This window comes from Erysipelotrichaceae bacterium 66202529, assembly GCA_017161075.1.
GTDB lineage: Bacteria > Bacillota_I > Bacilli_A > Erysipelotrichales > Erysipelotrichaceae > Clostridium_AQ.
This window is the reverse complement of sequence record CP046174.1, coordinates 2,012,397-2,030,630: the sequence shown is the minus strand read 5'-3', so window position 1 is coordinate 2,030,630 and position 18,234 is coordinate 2,012,397. Positions and strand designations below refer to the sequence as shown.

The window sequence follows — 18,234 nt, the reverse complement described above, 5'->3', positions numbered from 1 at the left end:
CCAGGTATTTTTTTAGGAGGTAAGGACACATGAAAGAGATCATCAACATCAGTATTCCAAAATCACGCTTCAAACAGAAGATCAAACAGGCGAATGGTACGAAGTACAGCCATCGCGTCATCCTTCCGAAGGAAGCAGGAGCTTATAAATATCATGTACTATTGATCAGTGAGGACTTCGTACAAGAGGATATCGACAATATAGACAACAACGTCCTGCATTTTTATGCAGATCGAGAGATCCAGCTGTCGCAGCATCATCGGACGCCGAACGGAGAGGATGTCTATGAGAAGATCAGAGTCATGCCGAAGGAATTGTACAAAAGCTTCTATGGAGAATACAAAGACAACAGCAGGAAGAGATTCACGAATGAAGAAGTAGAATATCTGAAGAAGAACATATCCGTGATGGATTTCCTACAGGATCGTGCAGGCTTCAGCTTCCAAAGACAGGGACAACATTATTATCGCTGTGATCAGCATAGTTCTCTCGTCATCGATACGAGGAACAACGCTATGTTCTGGAACACCGAGCATATCAATGGATCCGCATTGGAATATTTGAGAAAGGCAGAAGGCAAGACGTTTCCAGAGGCGATGAATATCCTGATCGAATATCATAACGGACTTGCGCCTGACAAGAAGCAGTATATCGCACCGAAATATGAGCAGATAGAATTCAAGCTTCCGGATTCACAACAGAATATCTCGAAGATCTATGAGTATCTATGTGACAAGCGAAAGATCGACCGTGACCTCATCAAGCGATTCGTCGATGACGGTAAGATCTATCTGGATGAAAAAGGAAATTGCGTCTTCGCATGTGAGAACTACAAAGGAAAGGTAGATTCCGCCTTCGTACGTTCGACCTATTCAGGCTTTCGGGGAGATGTCGGTGGAGGAAATAAGTTTACCGGATTCTTCATCGAAATGGATCCAAAGGCTACGAAGCTTGTCCTGACAGAAGCCTATATCGATGGGTTGTCTTATATCACGGCCAAGAAGCAAGCCGGTGAGAAGATAGACTTCAATGTGCTCGCATGCGACAGCTGTAATGTCATGAATGAGACGTTCCGCGTAAATTATCTTACCCGCCCTGTCCTGAATCAAAATATCGATACCGTAGTACTTGCATCGGATAACGATAAAGCAGGCAGAGCTGCTGCGGAAGAGTTCAAAGCATTCGTCCGACCATTTCATAGGATACAGAATGTCATCGATGATCTTCCATCCCTTGGTTCTGACTGGAATAAGGACCTGCAGAAGATATATGAGAACCCGGAAGCAGTTCCGGAAAAAGCAATCATGTTGAAATAGCTCTTATTTCTCCTAAGATATTGACCCTTATACAAAGGATCTTCAGCATTATGGCGTCGGCCTGCTTATCGTGGAGCCGCACTGGTGGGAGTTCAAAAGCCTATCTATTGTGATTTACAAATCGAGACGAAGTTCATCTGAAGGTGCAGGATAGGTCATAGGAGAAATCTGGAAGCAGATATCCTGTCGGGTCTGACGGACGGTACGGATCGTTAGAGAATAGTGATGGCTTCATCATGATCTCGTAGTCATCCTATCAAACAACGTACGCATTTTTTAATAATCTAGAATTTATATACATATGGATATGTAATATACTTTTTTTTGTTCTCTACTCCTTTCGGAATATATCCCTACAGAGAGTCAGGTAGGTATATTCCGGCTTTTTATTTGTTGTTTCAAAATGATTGCAAAATATTTTTAATATGATAAAATAGCATAGGCATTGATATGCTACTGCCTAGGTATCGTACAATGCATAGCCATTTGGCAAAGTCCGGGTAAAACCGGATTTTTTATTGCTTATGACACAAAAATGTTCATAATATGTTTACAAATGTTCATATAAGCTATATAATGATTACGTTGCCGCTCATTGAAAAGAAAGGGATACCTAGGCAGTATTTCGCGGCACTTGACCACCTTAATGGTGGTCTTTTAATTAACCGTTATCAAACGTTTAATCTTTTATCAATAAGTATTATAATAAGCCTAAATAGGCATCTAATTCCTCCATATCATATATTGAGATGCGCAGATGTATCTCAATAACACGTAAGGAGGAAATATATATGTGTAACAGATGTGAATGTAATGATTATGACTTTTATGGCTTTAGCGATTATGATTTCGACAGATTCGACTGGAACAGAGGCTATAGTTGCTATAATGACTATGGCAGAAATGCATTGAATGAAGCGGAGCGAGTAGCTCGTTTTGCAATGCGTCGTGACTGTAGAGAAAATCGCTGCGCACGTCAATTTGTACGCTGCATGAGGAATGCTCGATGCGGATCTAATTGGTAACTAATTTATTATTAACTATTCGTTCACCCTCATTTAGCTTTTAACTGTGTATTTGCGATTTCATCAGTAAAATATGAGAATACTTGTAAATGAATTATCCTACTATTGACTCCTGCCATAAGGTGGGAGTCTTTTTATCTTGAACATAAAAGATAGCTGATGTGTAAATGCGAAAATCACACCCTATATAAAGATAGTTTTGTGCTCTCTGATCATTGGGAGCTTATACTATATAAAATTAACATAATCTGACAGAAAGGTGTGAATGAACGAAGCATGAAAAAGATCAATCTAGATAAAAATGTCTATGAAGCGTTGCTAGAACGTCTTCATTTTATCTTTCAGGAATTTGAAAATATCTATATCTCCTTTTCCGGAGAAAAGATAGTGGTCTTTTATTGATATCCTGTTGGATTTTAGAGACCAGTATTAAATAATAGGAGTTTTCATCAGGACTTTGAAGCACAGCACAATGCAACGACTGATTATAGAAGAGGCCTTTCGGATGCTGGAAAAGCGTTCGCATCTCGGACTTTACTGGGTCTGTCTCCCTGTGCAACACGCTCTGCCTTGAGCAGCTATGAAATGTACTGGTACCCATGGGATAATAAGAAGGAAGATATCTGGATCCGTCCAATGCCTCAGCACGATTATATCATCAACCTAGAACAAATATCATGACATCCTAACACTATAAGATGCATCAGGGGGTCTTACTAAGCAATTTTGCAGATGGTACCGGTTGTCTCATGAAAATAGGAAAACGATCTGCCGGTTGGGGATAAGGGCAGATTAATCCTTGCAGCGATACAGTGGTTTCATCAATAAGAAATATAGCTATAAGCAACGATGCTGGATCACGCAGCAAAGCCGCTTCACCGTTTCAGGACTATGCCAAAGAGGCACTCATCTTTACCGAGTCATCTGTCCTGAAATCTAGGTCAAGCTCATCGGATGTGTCAGAGGAGCGTATTTTACTGCTATATATGCTAAGACGAAGGCATTCGGATACCGTCATATAACATTTTCGAAGGGACATACATGCACAGTTCATACTGGCAACGTTGCCACCATAGTTGTGTCGCAACTATATCAAAAAATTTAACAATTCCATCTGATTTCGGCATACAGTCGGAGGTGGGCATGAAGCGAAGTTTGAGAGAAATCAAGAATGTGTTTATGTCTATCCTACGGGACATTAAGAAAGAGATAGACAGCGGCGAACAGCCGGGGGAAACTGTCATTGACACCATGTTTTAAAATACCCAGAACGCCGTACAGAAGCAGAAACAGGAATTACATACCGTTGATGATGTGACAGCGTTGATTACAGAGCAGATAGAAAAGGTCATGCTGCTGGAAAAGGAAACTAGCGAACAATTCCAGCAGTTTTTATGTTAGATTTCCGAATTGTTTCCGAAATATTCTCATTTTATTGCCAATTAAAAATGGTATTTCCGTTTTACGAAACGAGTGGAATTGTAGTCCATGGGCGGAGAATTGGAAAACTGATAGGTTTGCCAACGGCAAATCTGAAAGTTGAAATGGACACGGATTTGCCGGAGCCGGCTGTGTATATTCAAAGGTTTTTCTCAAAGAGAAAACGCTCTATGGAATCACGCATATAGGAGCGCGATCAACAGTTGACGATAGTCAAGAAATATCTTTTGAAACACATTTTGAATTTATTATAAGAAATATACGGACTCAAAATGAAAGTACAGTTGTTTTCCAAAATCCGGATTCCACAAAAATCCGACGAATTATCCTTTCTTATAGAGCAGATCAGAAAAGATTGTTTGATCGTACAGAAATACTGGGGAATAAAACAGCTTGCTTCCGATTTTTTATAGATATTAGGAAACACCAAGTAAAGCTATGCAACCATAAAATAATCTTGTCCGCTAAAGAATTTGATGTCCTGTATTTATCATATTCAAATCTAGATGTTGCATTTATGATAAAACAAATCTATGAAGTAGTCTGGCATGATTCGGCAAATGGTATTTATCATGCAGTAAAAAATACAGTTTTTTAAACAAGAAAACGGATTAAAGCATTTTCAGCGAATCATGATTATATAAAGACAATCGTTGGATATGGTTACAAATATAATGCGTAATAGCAAAGTCAGTCGAGTCAATCAGCACAAGATGAGCAGTGCATAAATGTGCTGCCGTTGACAGTCCTGCCCGCCTTTGCTGACAGGCGATCAAGGCAGGAAAGCCCTTAAAATGGTTTCCAACACATTTCAATTTTATAAGAAAAGTTTAAATTTTTTTCTGGATGCAAAAAACCCGCACAAAACCTGGTGTCTGTACGGGCTTAAAGCCATCTTATATTCAATGATTGAAAGGCAAACGATAAAAGAATCTACTGCTCCTCCTATTCGTTTCCCATCTTTCCTTCTTCACTTCAATGTTCATAAAATGATAATCTTTATCTCAGCTGTCAATTCATCCAGCCTGTTTATTTTCTATCTCGTCAGTATATATATCCTGCTGTTGTCTCTGCTCATCTTTCCACTGTTTTCGGATCGGATATGAATATTTATAAAATGTCGAGAGTGCCATTCCAATATTCATACAATATTCTCCCAGAGGGCGCTTGCTATCCAGACATGCCCTGATATTTACTTCAAAATCTTCCGGAATTTGTACACGTGGTCTACCGTATACACCATTTCCTTCCCGTTTCCTCTTTAGTGCATTCTGGATTCCTATTTTTTGACGCTCTTTTAGGCACTGATAATACCAGTCCATGAATTCTCTGCAGAACTGATATACCAGAACAGCATCTGCACTCTTATTCTCCTTGATAAAAACTACATCTTCCTGTGCATACTGTTTCAGTTTTTCCATGACATTATCCCCTAAGCATGTCATGGACAAAAGTTCCATTTTCCTACCTGCCATCGTTTTTTCTTCCCTCCTACTGCAATCTTTTCATTGCTTCTACGATGTTCATTCTCACAATCATTTCAAAAATTCTTTCAAACATGCTGTTAAAAAATAGAGCTGTTACAGGCGCATGATACTATCTTTGACTGTTTTACTGAGAGGTTTCATCAGCTGATACGAGTACCTTTTTGAAATTCCCTCATGCAAAGATCATGTATCTATTATGAAAGGGAAACACGATACCTTCTTCCAGTATCAAAATAACTGTATAGGGAATTGTTTATTTTGATACGAAGTGAAAGCATTGCATGAGACCTGATATAATATGGAAAACAACATGAGAGCTAACAGACGAACTGTATACCTCCCTTGTTGCTTTGTAAATAATCCTCGATTTCTTAAATGACTGGTACCATTTTTGTGACAAAAGATCAAGTATCGTTTTTTAAGTCGAAATATTATTTTATAGAATGCCATTTCTCATTTCTCGATATCAGGTCGCGTATTTCTCTTAAAAGAACTGCTTCCTCAGACGGCTCAACAGCTGCCGGTTCTGGAATGCTCTCTTCTTTCTTTCGGCAGAATTTGTTGATGATCCGGATGATCGTAAAAATCACCAGTGCAATCAGCAGAAAATTGATGATATTCTGGATGAATCTTCCGTAATAAATGGCTGCTTCCGCCATATCTCCTGATGCCGGAGTGATAACATAGCGCAAACTTGTAAAATCGATTCCTCCAAACAGGATGCCGATAGCAGGCATGACGATGTCATTCACAAGAGAGGTCACGATTGCAGTAAAAGCCCCTCCAATGATAACATCGACTGCTAAATCAATCATACTTCCACGAGAAATGAATTCCCGAAACTCGGTAAAAAATCCTTTTGTCTATTTCAAATCATTTTCCACCTTCCCTACAAAATATCTCGGCATAAATAACACGCTATGGGATTACTGTTGTTCTATTTTTTCTTTTAATGCCTTCCCTGGCTTAAATTTAGGTGAAAAGTGCCCCGGTATGATAGTTTTTTCTCCTGTTTGAGGATTTCGACTGCTTCTCTCACTGACAAATCGCGCCTCAAAAGTTCAAAATCCAGCAATCTGTATTTTTTCTCTTTGTGCCATCTTATCTCCAATGAGTTCGATAAACTGATCTATGATCCCCTTTGTAACTTCTGAAGAAATCCCCTGTTTATATGCGATTTCTCTAATAATTTCATTTTTATTCATAAATACTCCTCTTGACATTATAAAGTGTTTTTCCTATCGTTATCTTCTTTGGCTATGAAGTTTTGAATGAAAACAGCACAGCACCCTCTAAGAAGAGTACTGTGCTGAATCAAGTCGTTATGCTATACAATCGTTGTTTCTTTTACTGTTCCTCGTCAACTTTTCTGCGTTTTCTCGCAAAGAATAGTCCGGCAAGGGTCGCAATAGAGCCAATCGCTGCTGCTGTATGCACACCTAGATTTGTAAAGTCGCCAGTCTTTGGTCCAGAAGTTGTGACCTTCGTCACCTTGTTCGTCTGCGTATTCTGCTGATTGTTAACCGGAGTTACTGTACTTGCAGGTTTTTCCACTGTGACTTTCACGGTTACCGTTTCCTTGCTTCCATCAGGATATTGGATTTCTAATGTTCCCTCATATTCTCCAGGTTTATTTGGATCAATAGTTCCCTCTGGAGTGATATCTTTAATTTGGGTTCCTTCTGGAAGGTCATCAAGATTTGTTACATTATCTGTTAAATCAGGGTTTTCTCCCGGCTTTATGATTTCCGGTTTCGTCTCCGGATCGTATTTATCCGCATCTGTACGCGGATCTGTCACATTGACCTTTACTTCCACTTCTTCTGTTGTTCCATCCGGATAAGTTACTACAATGATGCCCGGTGTTTCCCCTGGCTTATCGGTGTTTACCGGTGTCTTCCATTCGTACTTCGTATCCTCTGGAAGGTCATCTTTATTTCTGATTCCATCCTCTGGATTTGGAGTTTCTCCCTTATTGACATTGACTTCCTGTCCCTCTGGAGTATATTTTTCTGCATCTGTCCGGTTGTCATTTACAATAACATCCACCGTGACCTGATCCGTAGAACCGTCTGGATATGTTACAACTACAGTTCCCGATGTCGTACCCGGTGTACTGGTATCTACTGGTGCAGTCCATCCATAGGTTGTATTTGCTGGCAAGTCTGCTTTGTTGGCAATACCATCTGCTGCATTTGGCTGACTTCCTTTGTCGACTGTGATTGCCTGTCCTGCCGGATCATATGCATCTGTTGCCAAGCCATAGTTGACCGTTACAATGACTGAATCGTTTGATCCATCTGCATAGGTCACTTTCACATTCACTGGCTGATTCTGTCCTGTCGTTGGAATCGCATCTACTGCCACGATCGACTGTATCTTCTCGGCTGGTGCATCTGTCGTTACGACACCTATGACTTCATCATTCGTAGCTGTCTGTCCATATGGTTTGTTTACAACTCCCCCCTGTGCTGTATACAGTTCTGTATTGGTCGCATTCTCATTTACAATAACGTCCACTGTTACCTGATCCGTAGAACCGTCTGGATACGTTACTACGATTGTTCCCGAGGTTGTTCCTGGTGTGCTGGTATCCACTGGTGCAGCCCATCCATAGGTTGTATTTGCTGGCAAGTCTGCTTTGTTGGCAATACCATCTGCTGCATTTGGCTGACTTCCTTTGTCGACTGTGATTGCCTGCCCTGCCGGATCATATGCATCTGTTGCCAAGCCATAGTTGACCGTTACAATGACTGTATCATTGGTTCCATCTACATAAGTCACTTTCACATTCACTGGCTGATTCTGTCCTGTCGTTGGAATCGCATCTACTGCCACGATTGACTGTATCTTCTCGGCTGGTGCATCTGTCGTTACGACACCTATGACTTCATCATTCGTAGCTGTCTGCCCATATGGTTTGTTTACAACTCCCCCCTGCGCCGTATACAGTTCTGTGTCAGTAGCCTGTGGTGTCGTGTCAACGACATTGACTGTAACTTCCACTTCTTCCTTGCTTCCATCTGGATAGGTTACTACAATCGTTCCTATGGTTTCTCCTGGTGTATCCGTGTCCACTGGTGTCTTCCAATCATACATTGTTCCTTCCGGAAGATCGTCTTTGTTCTTGATTCCGGCTTCTGCGCTTGGGTCTTCGCCTTTATTGACATCCACCTTCTGTCCTTCCGGAACATAGGCATCCTTTGCTTCCCCGTAAGCGATCGTTACGGTAGCATCTTCCTTGGTTCCGTCTGCGTAGGTTACTTCCACGGTCACGGTCTGGTCTGCACCATCTGCAGTTGGAGTAGGAATCTCACCTTTGATCGCTTTGGATTTCACTTTCTCTGCTGGTGCCGGAGCCTCTTGGCCATCCTTGGTTTCTGTGACTGTGACTTTGTCCAGAATGGCAGCCTCTTCCGCTTTCTTTCCGTAGTCCTGGTTCAGCGTACCACCCTTTACATTGTATTTGTCCGCATCTGGTGTAGTGAATGTAAATGGGTCTCCCATAATGGGATTGTCTGCATTTGGACTATATGCAACCAGAACAACCTCTGTACCATCTGGCACTACGTTTGCGTTAACATCCAAAGAGAAATTTCCGGCTACCAGATCCTTATATGGAATCTTGACTGTACCATATTCATCAGTGGTGTATGTTTTCGTATTTTTATCATAGCCTTGAAGCTTGACGATTACATTTCCAGCATTTTCATTTGTGATTTGGATCAGTCTTGCCGGGTCTGCTGGATCAGCAATCAATGTCTTTGGAACAGTTCCTTCGATCGTTGTCTTTTTAGTGGAATCGAATGTTGTCGTTGTAGTAGTTGGTTTTGATACTAGATAATCGGCAGCGTTGTTTGGTTCTGTCAGATCTATCATAAATTCCTGTCCATCAGGTACACCATCACCATCTGTATCTACCTTAGTAGTATCGGTACCAATCTTCCATTCAACAAAATCAAATAGACCATCTTTGTCCGTATCATTCGCATCCAGATAAGCATTTGCATACGAATTATTCAACTGCTTTGGAGCATCTCCATTATCATTTGTTGATATACCTTGTTTAGTGTTCAGATAGTCTGCTTCCATCCAGCTATCGAATAAGAAGGATTGTTGATTTTTCTTAATATATTCATTAGCTGCACGTGCAAAATCGGAAAGAGTTACGCTATCTTTTAGTTTATAGGAAATCGTATAGTTACGGCTTTGGCCAAGCGTTCCAAAAAAGATTCGGTCCATATTCTTTCTTGCTGCATCTAACTGCGCCTTTGTATCATTGCCGATGATGCTTAGTTCTGGAACCTGGCTTGTGTCCACTAAGCCTTGGTCGTTAATTGGAACCGTGAATTCTTCATGATTTTTGTTAATCTTTACGCCATCCAGATCAGAGCAATATATTTTAATATTATCTGTATCAATATATGGAAGCAACTCTGGTGCTATCTGTTCTTTCACATACACAACCCAGCTATAATCTGTCTGTAGGAAATTCTCAGCAGGTTTGAAGGTGTGTATAGAACGAATGGTCATATCATCAACATTAAATTTAATTCTTTGATTCGCTTTACCTTTTGTAAACTCTGATTCCTTTTCATTCTCATTCTTCTTATTATTCAGCAAGATATAACCATTAGAAATACTGTTCGAGGCTATAGCTCCTTTATTGGTCGTCAAAACGGAATTAAATCCAATTGGAGTATCTTGTAAATTAAGACTTTCCAATGTCTGTCCATTTTTCAGCGTGATTTTAACAGGCTGGTTACGTGATAAACCTATCAAAGCATAGTTAGGCAGCTTTGTAACTGGCAGAGACCACATTGCGCCATCGTTATGCTTTTCAAGACTTATATCAGCTAAAATAACTTTATCGATCTGTTTATAAAAGGTATTGTTGGTAAAACTCAAAAGATATTTCCCAGCATATTCGTTCGCAGGGTCTGTCTCCCATCCTGTGCTTCCACTAAACCAATATGTAAATGTCATAGATAAACTGTCGTCATCCTCAACTTTATTGAAAACAGTAGAGCTATAACGTAGGTTGGCATTGTTATCAATTCCGGTTGCCGTATAATGTGTTGTAGTATCCAGTCCTCTATTTTCCTGTGCATAGACGGTCCCCAAAGACGGCACCATCAACATGACGCCCAGTAATACAGAGCACACGCCAATACTCAATTTTCGTATCGCCCATCTTTGCTGTCTTTTTGCACAGGAAAGAAAACTCGGCTTATTTTTCTCCATAAACGATTTCTCCTTTCTTTTCGTTTCTTTCTAAAATAATTAGAACCAGTTTGGTACCCTCATATTTCCCTTCATTCCATTTCTAGAAGCTCCTGTATGCTTGTTGATAGCAGCATGTGATCCAGATACGACTGTATCTTTTCATAAAAATGACGGACCTGGCAAAAGGAACCGGCATCTCGACTGCAGTAGCGGTCTTTTTCAAGGCACCGGTTGATCTGCATGGTCGTCTCCATTGCTCGAATCACATCATAGATGGGGATGTCTCTTGGATGCTTTACGAGTCGAAAACCGCCATCGATACCAGTAACTGCTTCCAGGATCTGTGCTTCTTTCAAGATACTGGCAACTTTTAAAACATAGCCCTGTGGAATATGCAGCTGTTCCGATAATTCCTTTGACTGAACAAGCTGCCTTTTTTTCGCAAGATAGAGAACGATTCGTACTGCATAATCGGTCGATATTTTTAAATGCATACATCACCCCCTCCTTTTTTAATTCTGGATAAATCAGGTTTATAGTATGACTGTACCAGAATATGGACTTATCCTTTTCAAGAAACTGCATAACAATATCATCCATAGAAACCTTGACTAGTGCTGCTTTTTTAGATAACGAAGATCTTTTATATTCACGAATTGCAAACGGCACAGCAATTTATGCATTATCCACCTAAATCAGCACATGATGCTTTTTGATAAATATTAAATTCAGTATATAGTCACATTCTTATCTTTGCGCATGACCGAATATCCATTTCCTTTCTCACATAAGGGTACTATCCTGCTGGTTCATAAACAGAATATACGCATTTATAATAGAAGTCTATTGATATTCTATACTGTAATAAAATAAGATTGTTTTATACAAAGATGTGATGTTTTTATACATTATTCTTATTTGTTATATTTCTAAAATCTCCGTATTCATACGATCTTCTCTGTTGGCAATCAAAGATATTCGTAAGCGGAAGACGCTTCCATCCAGCTATGAAAGAAAAGAACTGTGAAAAGTGATGCTTTATCCGCACCATTTTTCACAGTTCTTTTTGTATGTTTTATCAGCTAAGGTCAATAGAGTTCTTTGTCCAGAAGAAAATTTTCATCAAAATCTCTTTGGGTTGTTCTATTCAAGAATTGCTTTGGTGTAATTCCCTCATATTTTTTAAAGGTCCTATAGAAATGCGAACTGTCAAAAAAACCTAAACGTTTTGAACATTCTGCAATCGGCATCCCCGTGGCTAAAAAAAACTTTGAAATGGCTATCTTTCGTTGATTGGCATATTCTGTGATGCTCATATGTACCTCTCTTTTAAAGTGCCGCCGTAACGCACTTTCTGAAAGAAAAAAATGCTTTGCCACATCAGATGTTTTATATGGTCCGTAAATCTTTAGGTTAATATACTGTATCACAGACAGTATGAAAGGTGAATAAGCACTGTTTGCCAGATTGTGCAGTTCTTTTGTGAAATGGATAATCGCACTATCCCTTACCGCCAGGACATCCACCAGTTTTTCTTTCTGTTCCAGTTTCTTTATGTAAAATTCTCGTAACCGGATCGTTTCCAGTACATCCTTTCCCATATGAAGAGCAAGGGAAGACAGTTTTTCCAGAATAACAATGGTATAGTTTTTTTCTGTGCGTACAGAATCATTATGCCAGGTGGGGATCACGCTGCATCCGATTTTGGCAACCCCCTGTTTCAAAGTATCCAGGTCTCCTTTTGCAACAAGTTCTAGTATTTTATTTTCATAATAGAAGGCATATTGCTCGGATTCAAAATCCTGAAAAAAAGGTCTCTTTAATGCCTGACTTTTTAATTCCAATTCATTCCGATAAACTTCTATATGAAGCCTTCTGGAATAAATTTCTTCCAGGTCGATATTTAAGATTGCCCCCAGCAGTATGACGAAATCACGAATATCCCCTAATGCGTAGATCGGTAGATTTTCATAGTAAGAAAACCACTCCTTCCCTGTGACAGAGGGCTGCGATTTCATTTTATCTCCTTCCACAAGTTTCTCGATTTCTTCCGACTCCAGATGATTTGTTAAAAACGGACCAAGCGTGATAATAACATCCTTATGCCGGACAAATATAAAGATTTCTTTCAGCCAGCCATACTCATACCAGATAAGATCTCTGCAGTCCGTGTTTTCAGAATGGATACGGGAGAAATCATAAGGGATCTCATACCGGTTCCCGGAACTGTACACTTTGAGCAGCTTGAAACAAAGATCATAGATATGCACAGGTATTTTCGTTGTCACATGGAGTGCTTTTATATTCTGCAATTCTTTTCCTGTAAGTTTCATCAAACTCAATCCTCCTCTATATTGGCGGTTTCTGTCATATGAGGTCAAATCCCGCAAATCACAATAAAAAGACGAAATTTACTTAAGTATAAAATAGCATAATTAAACGATAAAACACATTTAATTGATAAATAATATTAAAAACGCATCAATTATACAATTAAATTGGCCTTTTATACATTTATCAAATATTTTATTTAGAGATGCAGAATCTACAGAATCCTACCATACTTATACATGCCCTTTTCATCCATTTTGATGTACCGCTATAAAGAAAAAGAACGCAGTTTTGCCGATATTTCTTTTCAAATATATCATGATATGTTTTTTATGTATATTTGATTAAAACAGTAGTATAAAACAACCTTTTTTGTAAAAATACTGTCATAATATTGGATATTTTGGTTTTGTATCTTAGAATAGTCCTAATAGTAGTTTCTTTGACACATCATCAGGAAACAGGAAGACTTTTTATAACGGAAGGGGTGAGCTTGCATTCTGCTGTCTTACAGAAAGAACATGCAGTACATATTATGATAAAAAGATATCTGGATTTGAATGTATATGAAGCCTTATTGGAACGATTCCATTTTATTTTCCAGGAATTCGATTCCATTTATATTTCTTTTTCCGGTGGAAAAGACAGTGGACTGCTGCTGTATCTTCTGCTTGATTTTCGGGATTGGAACTATCCGGATAAAACGATTGGAGTATTCCATCAGGATTTTGAAGCCCAGTATTCAGCCACGACAAGATATGTAGAGGAAACCTTCCAGATGCTGGAAAAACGCCCTCATGTAGAATTGTATTGGATCTGCCTTCCTATGGCTACACGTACGGCACTGAGCAGCTATGAAATGTACTGGTACCCTTGGGATGATAAAAAGGCAGACAGCTGGGTACGTCCAATGCCGGAACATGATTATGTGTTCAATTTGACACATAATCCCATGACGACCTATCACTATAAGATGCACCAGGAAGACCTTGCAAGACAATTTGGCAGATGGTATCGCATATCCCATAACAATAAGAAAACGATCTGTCTTCTGGGAATTCGTGCCGATGAATCCTTACAGCGCTACAGCGGTTTTCTTAATAAGAAATACGGCTACAAAGGACAGTGCTGGATCACCCATCAGTTTAAAGATGTCTGGACTGCGTCCCCTCTGTATGACTGGTCGGTCAATGATATCTGGCATGCCTACTATCGCTTTGATTATCCATATAATGAATTATATGATTTATTTTACAAGGCCGGCCTGACGGTTTCCCAGATGCGCGTAGCCTCCCCTTTTCAAGACTATGCCAAGGATTCGCTGAATCTTTATCGGGTCATCGATCCCCAGATATGGACAAAGCTGCTCGGGCGTGTGCAGGGCGCAAATTTTACTTCTATCTATTCAAAAACAAGAGCTATGGGATACCGTAACATCACGCTTCCCGAGGGTCATACGTGGCAATCCTATACCAAATTTTTGCTGGCAACGCTGCCGAAACGCCTGCAGAAAAATTATGTCGATAAGTTTAATAAATCTCTAAAGTTCTGGCATACTGTTGGCGGCGGATTAGAGGAAGAGACCATTCAAGAGCTGATAGAACATGGATACCATATCAAGAGAAACGGCATATCCAACTATACGATATTTAAAAATTCACGCATTATTTTTCTGGATAAGATTCCAGATCATACAGATGATATCAAGTCTACAAAGGATATACCAAGCTGGAAACGGATGTGTTTCTGCATTTTAAAAAACGATCATATCTGCCGTTTCATGGGATTTGGTTTGACACGTGAACAGCAAAAAAAGTTAGATTACTTAAAAGATAAATATAGAACTGTGGAGGAACTAAACGATGACAAAAAGTCCCGTATATGACATACGAGCCGTACCTGTTGAAAAGATTCATCCCAATGATTACAACCCCAATGCAGTAGCACCACCGGAAATGAAACTTCTCTATGACAGTATCAAAGCAGACGGCTATACGATGCCGATTGTATGTTATTATGATAAACCAAACGATGAGTATATCATAGTGGATGGCTTTCATAGATACCGGATCATGAAAGAATATCCAGATATCTATAAGCGGGAACAGGGTCTATTGCCTGTTTCTGTGATCGATAAACCATTAGATCAGAGAATGGCGAGCACCATCCGTCATAACCGTGCAAGAGGTAGTCATGATGTAGATTTAATGAGCAATATCGTCAAAGAACTGCATGAATTCGGACGCTCAGATACATGGATCGCAAAACTTGGAATGGATCGAGATGAGATATTACGTTTGAAACAGATTACTGGGTTGGCTGCTTTATTCAAGGAAGTTGACTTTGGAGAATCCTGGGAACCGATAGAAGATCTTCCTTTTGAATCAGACAATATGGAGAAATAATTCCTGTAGGTATGTGAATATCTAAAAATAGTGTTATCAATATTCATATTGTTTCAAGCATTGTATAAAACGTGTTTTTAATGTAATAATCGGGCCAAATGCAATATAGTATACGGTAAACAGCGAGTTATAATTACAGGTGTAGAAATCAAAAGGAGTGAGCCAAATGTCAGACAAAGGATTTACAGACAAAGTAAAAGGTAAAGTAAAAAAAGCTGTTGGTGATGCAACAGGTGACAATTCTGCGTATTTATGCTTTTTGCAAAAGGTGTACTTTTTGATAGTTCAGGAATATAGCAAAAGATGTGTAAATAGTAAAAAGCGGGTAAGAATGTAGATACGAAACATACTTACAGGAGGAAAAATACTATGAACACATCTTTTATTTCGACAAAGCAGATCAAGGACCTTGTGAATGAACAAAAGTTTACATCAACACAGGACATTATGGAGTGCATGAAAGGCATGTTTGCGGATGTATTAGAACAGACCTTACAGGCTGAAATTGATCAGCATTTAGGCTATGATCGCGCTGAAAGAACGACATGTGAAGGCAAGAAAAACTATCGCAACGGATCTGTAAAACGCACAATGAAAACACAGTTAGGTGAAGTGGATGTGAATGTACCACGTGATCGTAACGGTGAATTTGAACCTCAGATTATTGGAAAATATCAGAGAAATGCCGATGGCATTGAGAAACGCATCCTTTCCTTGTATGCTACTGGAATGTCCACAAGAGATATCAGAGACCAGATCAAAGGACTGTACGATGTAGAGATTTCAGAAGGACTGGTAAGCAAGATCAGCGAGCGCATTCTGCCCGAAGTAACAGAATGGCAAAACAGACCCTTAGAAGCCTTCTATCCATTCATATTTATGGATGCGATCCATTATAAAATCAGAGAAGATCATCAGGTCGTGACTAAGGTTGCATACGTTGTTTTGGGCATCAATAACGAAGGAATGAAGGAAGTTTTAGGATTATGGGTAGGAGCCAGTGAATCTGCGAAATACTGGATGGGAGTGCTGAATGAGTTGAAAAGCAGAGGGGTTAAGGATGTTTCCTTATTCTGCGTAGATAGTCTTACAGGCTTCAGAGAAATTATAGGAGCTGTCTATCCAAAGGCACGTATTCAGCGTTGTATTATCCATCAAATTCGCAACAGCACACGCTTCGTGAGTTATAAGCATATCAAGGAGTTCATGAGAGATTTAAAAACTGTTTACCAAGCAAATACAGAGGAACAGGCACTGAATCAGTTAGCAATTTTCAAGGATAAATGGGGCAAGCAATATCCAACCGCAGTACGTAGCTGGGAAGAGAATTGGGATATACTAAGCACATACTATGATTATCCAGTTGAAATCCGCAAAATCATTTACACGACAAATGCGATTGAAGGATTGAACAGACAGTTCAGAAAAGTCACGAAAACAAAGACGGTTTTCCCAAATGATGACAGTTTGAGAAAGATGCTTTACTTGGCTATTCAGAACCTCAGCAGCAAATGGACACAGAGATGTCGAAACTGGGATATGATTCAAAATCAACTTGCCATTATGGAAGCAGTAGAAGCATAATGAGTAATGATAAAGGCATATAAAAATTAGATAATAGAAATCAAGCCTAAATTTCAGAAAATATCACTTCATTATCAGTAGATCACTTGTCTACGACAAAAAGATGGAATCTTCCATTTTTTTGAAAAATATGTATAATATAAATAGGCTATCTTTGAAAGATAGTGTTGTTATTGCACATACTGTAAATGATTTTAGCTAGTTTAGCGGTACATGCAACCTTGGCGGCTTATGAATTTAACGGGTTCAATTGCTGCCTTTTCTTTTGATAAAACTGATTGATGGGATTTACTTTCTTTAACCTTATATTACATGTGACCGCTAAATACAGTAGACATCGTAATTGCTTGTTTCCCTTCTTTGAGATAGATAAAATGATCACCATCCAGTTGTCCTGATTGACTGATATTTGGATCTAAGCCAAGATAAGCTATCAATGCTTCCCGTGTCTTAAATCACTTTATATCACCTATTTCTGCCAATATTCTAGATGCCAGGTTAGGACCGATTCCATCTATGCTTAAAATATGCTTAAAATATGCTTAAAATAAGATAATATTCATTTATCGTTTCCGCTATCTGAATTATTTTCCGTAGGGTTTTATCCGCATCGTTTCTGATCATCTCAACTTTCTCTAACAGGTCCTGTAATATCTTGACTTCAATATTATCATAATCGCATCCAGGGTATGTTTCATTCGCAAAAATCAAGCTTGAGTTTTTTTAGAATGGATACCTTCTTTTCGTTTTCTGGCAGATTCTAGCGGCGAAATGATATATTGTTTGATATCATTTTTTCAAGAAATCTTTGAAGTGGATGTGTGTATACACCTGTAGCTTCATAAACCACACAGACTTTCTCGCCAACTTTATCAGAAAGAATTTTAATATCTGTTTTTAAACGAGCGAATCCTTCAACATCATGGTTGATTTTATGTACTCCTCCAACTTTCTTATTATTCTTCTCAAAAAGAATATAGTGACTGTTTCCATTGGATACATCAATACTAATTATAGGTCCTTCCATCACTAGTTCCTCCTCACTAATATCATAGAGTTTACTTCCTGTATCTTGTTCCATATAGTTTCGTTGTACATACTGACTGAATCATAAACGATCGTCGTTTTAGATATAAGCTTATTCATAAACAAGAATAGGAAGAATGATGTTTTTTATTACTAACTCAAAGGTTTATAAAGCAAGCACGTCATTTCTTCTCTATCGACTTTATTCTGTTTGTATGCAACAAAAAGATAAAGCCAGGAATAATTATACACCCTGGCTTTCTATCATGAATATCAAATTTATAGTTGATTCTCTTTCCTACAGAAATTATTCTTTCTATTTCATATGGGTTATTCAATTCTATATTAAGCAGGTTGTTTTTCTTCCTGCTTTTATTATACGAAAAATCAGTAT

The 18,234-nt window shown here is 39.0% G+C and carries 13 protein-coding genes and 3 pseudogenes; 7 read left to right on the top strand and 9 right to left on the bottom strand.

Translation table 11 applies throughout. The annotated features are described in order from the left end of the window. The first annotated feature begins 29 nt into the window (after positions 1-29). The 4 genes and pseudogenes from GKZ87_09575 (at position 30) to GKZ87_09560 (ending at position 4,379) form a co-directional block, all read left to right on the top strand. On the top strand, positions 30-1,316 hold the full coding sequence (locus GKZ87_09575; protein ID QSI25704.1) for a DUF3991 domain-containing protein: 1,287 nt from the start codon (positions 30-32) through the stop codon (positions 1,314-1,316). Positions 1,317-2,107: 791 nt separating this feature from the next. After that, complete coding sequence (locus tag GKZ87_09570) at positions 2,108-2,341, top strand: hypothetical protein (GenBank protein QSI25703.1); 234 nt, start codon at positions 2,108-2,110, stop codon at positions 2,339-2,341. Positions 2,342-2,617: 276 nt separating this feature from the next. Continuing rightward, positions 2,618-3,459, top strand: a pseudogene (locus GKZ87_09565) (DUF3440 domain-containing protein). A 276-nt stretch (positions 3,460-3,735) separates the two neighbouring features. Continuing rightward, a pseudogene (locus tag GKZ87_09560) lies at positions 3,736-4,379 on the top strand (hypothetical protein). Between the two features lie 418 nt (positions 4,380-4,797). Here the strand turns inward: GKZ87_09560 and GKZ87_09555 are convergent. The 7 genes and pseudogenes from GKZ87_09555 to GKZ87_09525 form a co-directional block, all read right to left on the bottom strand. Then, positions 4,798-5,256, bottom strand: coding sequence for a hypothetical protein (locus GKZ87_09555; protein ID QSI25702.1), 459 nt, complete (start codon positions 5,254-5,256; stop codon positions 4,798-4,800). A gap of 443 nt (positions 5,257-5,699) precedes the next feature. Next, entirely contained in the window at positions 5,700-6,083 is a 384-nt protein-coding gene (gene mscL / locus GKZ87_09550) for a large conductance mechanosensitive channel protein MscL (protein QSI25701.1), read from the bottom strand. A gap of 111 nt (positions 6,084-6,194) precedes the next feature. After that, positions 6,195-6,326 (bottom strand): annotated as a pseudogene (locus tag GKZ87_09545) (DNA-binding protein). Between the two features lie 3 nt (positions 6,327-6,329). After that, positions 6,330-6,491, bottom strand: a complete 162-nt coding sequence (locus GKZ87_09540; protein QSI25700.1) for a hypothetical protein — start codon at positions 6,489-6,491, stop codon at positions 6,330-6,332. A gap of 124 nt (positions 6,492-6,615) precedes the next feature. Beyond that, a complete protein-coding gene (locus GKZ87_09535; protein QSI25699.1) occupies positions 6,616-10,512 on the bottom strand; it encodes a YSIRK-type signal peptide-containing protein in 3,897 nt (1,298 codons plus the stop codon). A 71-nt stretch (positions 10,513-10,583) separates the two neighbouring features. Next, positions 10,584-10,988: an Rrf2 family transcriptional regulator gene (locus GKZ87_09530; GenBank protein ID QSI25698.1), complete on the bottom strand. Its 405-nt coding sequence runs from the start codon at positions 10,986-10,988 to the stop codon at positions 10,584-10,586. Between the two features lie 594 nt (positions 10,989-11,582). Then, positions 11,583-12,827 (bottom strand): YSIRK-targeted surface antigen transcriptional regulator, encoded by a 1,245-nt coding sequence (locus GKZ87_09525; GenBank protein ID QSI27934.1) that lies wholly within the window; start codon positions 12,825-12,827, stop codon positions 11,583-11,585. A 533-nt stretch (positions 12,828-13,360) separates the two neighbouring features. Here GKZ87_09525 and GKZ87_09520 point away from each other — a divergent pair. From GKZ87_09520 to GKZ87_09510, 3 genes are all read left to right on the top strand, one after another. Then, positions 13,361-14,710: a DUF3440 domain-containing protein gene (locus tag GKZ87_09520; protein QSI25697.1), complete on the top strand. Its 1,350-nt coding sequence runs from the start codon at positions 13,361-13,363 to the stop codon at positions 14,708-14,710. Continuing rightward, on the top strand, positions 14,688-15,230 hold the full coding sequence (locus GKZ87_09515) for a chromosome partitioning protein ParB (protein QSI25696.1): 543 nt from the start codon (positions 14,688-14,690) through the stop codon (positions 15,228-15,230). The genes GKZ87_09520 and GKZ87_09515 overlap by 23 nt, the downstream gene beginning before the upstream one ends. A gap of 369 nt (positions 15,231-15,599) precedes the next feature. Then, positions 15,600-16,814, top strand: a complete 1,215-nt coding sequence (locus GKZ87_09510) for an IS256 family transposase (protein ID QSI25695.1) — start codon at positions 15,600-15,602, stop codon at positions 16,812-16,814. Between the two features lie 455 nt (positions 16,815-17,269). Here GKZ87_09510 and GKZ87_09505 read toward each other — a convergent pair whose 3' ends face one another. Continuing rightward, complete coding sequence (locus tag GKZ87_09505) at positions 17,270-17,341, bottom strand: transposase (protein ID QSI27933.1); 72 nt, start codon at positions 17,339-17,341, stop codon at positions 17,270-17,272. Between the two features lie 233 nt (positions 17,342-17,574). Further along, positions 17,575-17,895, bottom strand: a complete 321-nt coding sequence (locus GKZ87_09500; protein ID QSI25694.1) for a hypothetical protein — start codon at positions 17,893-17,895, stop codon at positions 17,575-17,577. Between the last annotated feature and the right edge of the window lie 339 nt (positions 17,896-18,234).

Excerpts from the sequence above, each read along its gene's own strand:
- GKZ87_09570 (QSI25703.1), top strand. The coding sequence starts at position 2,108 with ATGTGTAACAGATGTGAATGTAATGATTATGACTTTTATGGCTTTAGC.
- GKZ87_09540 (QSI25700.1), bottom strand. The coding sequence starts at position 6,491 with ATGTCAAGAGGAGTATTTATGAATAAAAATGAAATTATTAGAGAAATC.
- GKZ87_09555 (QSI25702.1), bottom strand. The coding sequence starts at position 5,256 with ATGGCAGGTAGGAAAATGGAACTTTTGTCCATGACATGCTTAGGGGAT.
- mscL (QSI25701.1), bottom strand. The coding sequence starts at position 6,083 with ATGATTGATTTAGCAGTCGATGTTATCATTGGAGGGGCTTTTACTGCA.
- GKZ87_09500 (QSI25694.1), bottom strand. The coding sequence starts at position 17,895 with ATGGAACAAGATACAGGAAGTAAACTCTATGATATTAGTGAGGAGGAA.
- GKZ87_09510 (QSI25695.1), top strand. The coding sequence starts at position 15,600 with ATGAACACATCTTTTATTTCGACAAAGCAGATCAAGGACCTTGTGAAT.
- GKZ87_09530 (QSI25698.1), bottom strand. The coding sequence starts at position 10,988 with ATGCATTTAAAAATATCGACCGATTATGCAGTACGAATCGTTCTCTAT.
- GKZ87_09520 (QSI25697.1), top strand. The coding sequence starts at position 13,361 with ATGATAAAAAGATATCTGGATTTGAATGTATATGAAGCCTTATTGGAA.
- GKZ87_09575 (QSI25704.1), top strand. The coding sequence starts at position 30 with ATGAAAGAGATCATCAACATCAGTATTCCAAAATCACGCTTCAAACAG.
- GKZ87_09515 (QSI25696.1), top strand. The coding sequence starts at position 14,688 with ATGACAAAAAGTCCCGTATATGACATACGAGCCGTACCTGTTGAAAAG.
- GKZ87_09535 (QSI25699.1), bottom strand. The coding sequence starts at position 10,512 with ATGGAGAAAAATAAGCCGAGTTTTCTTTCCTGTGCAAAAAGACAGCAA.
- GKZ87_09525 (QSI27934.1), bottom strand. The coding sequence starts at position 12,827 with ATGAAACTTACAGGAAAAGAATTGCAGAATATAAAAGCACTCCATGTG.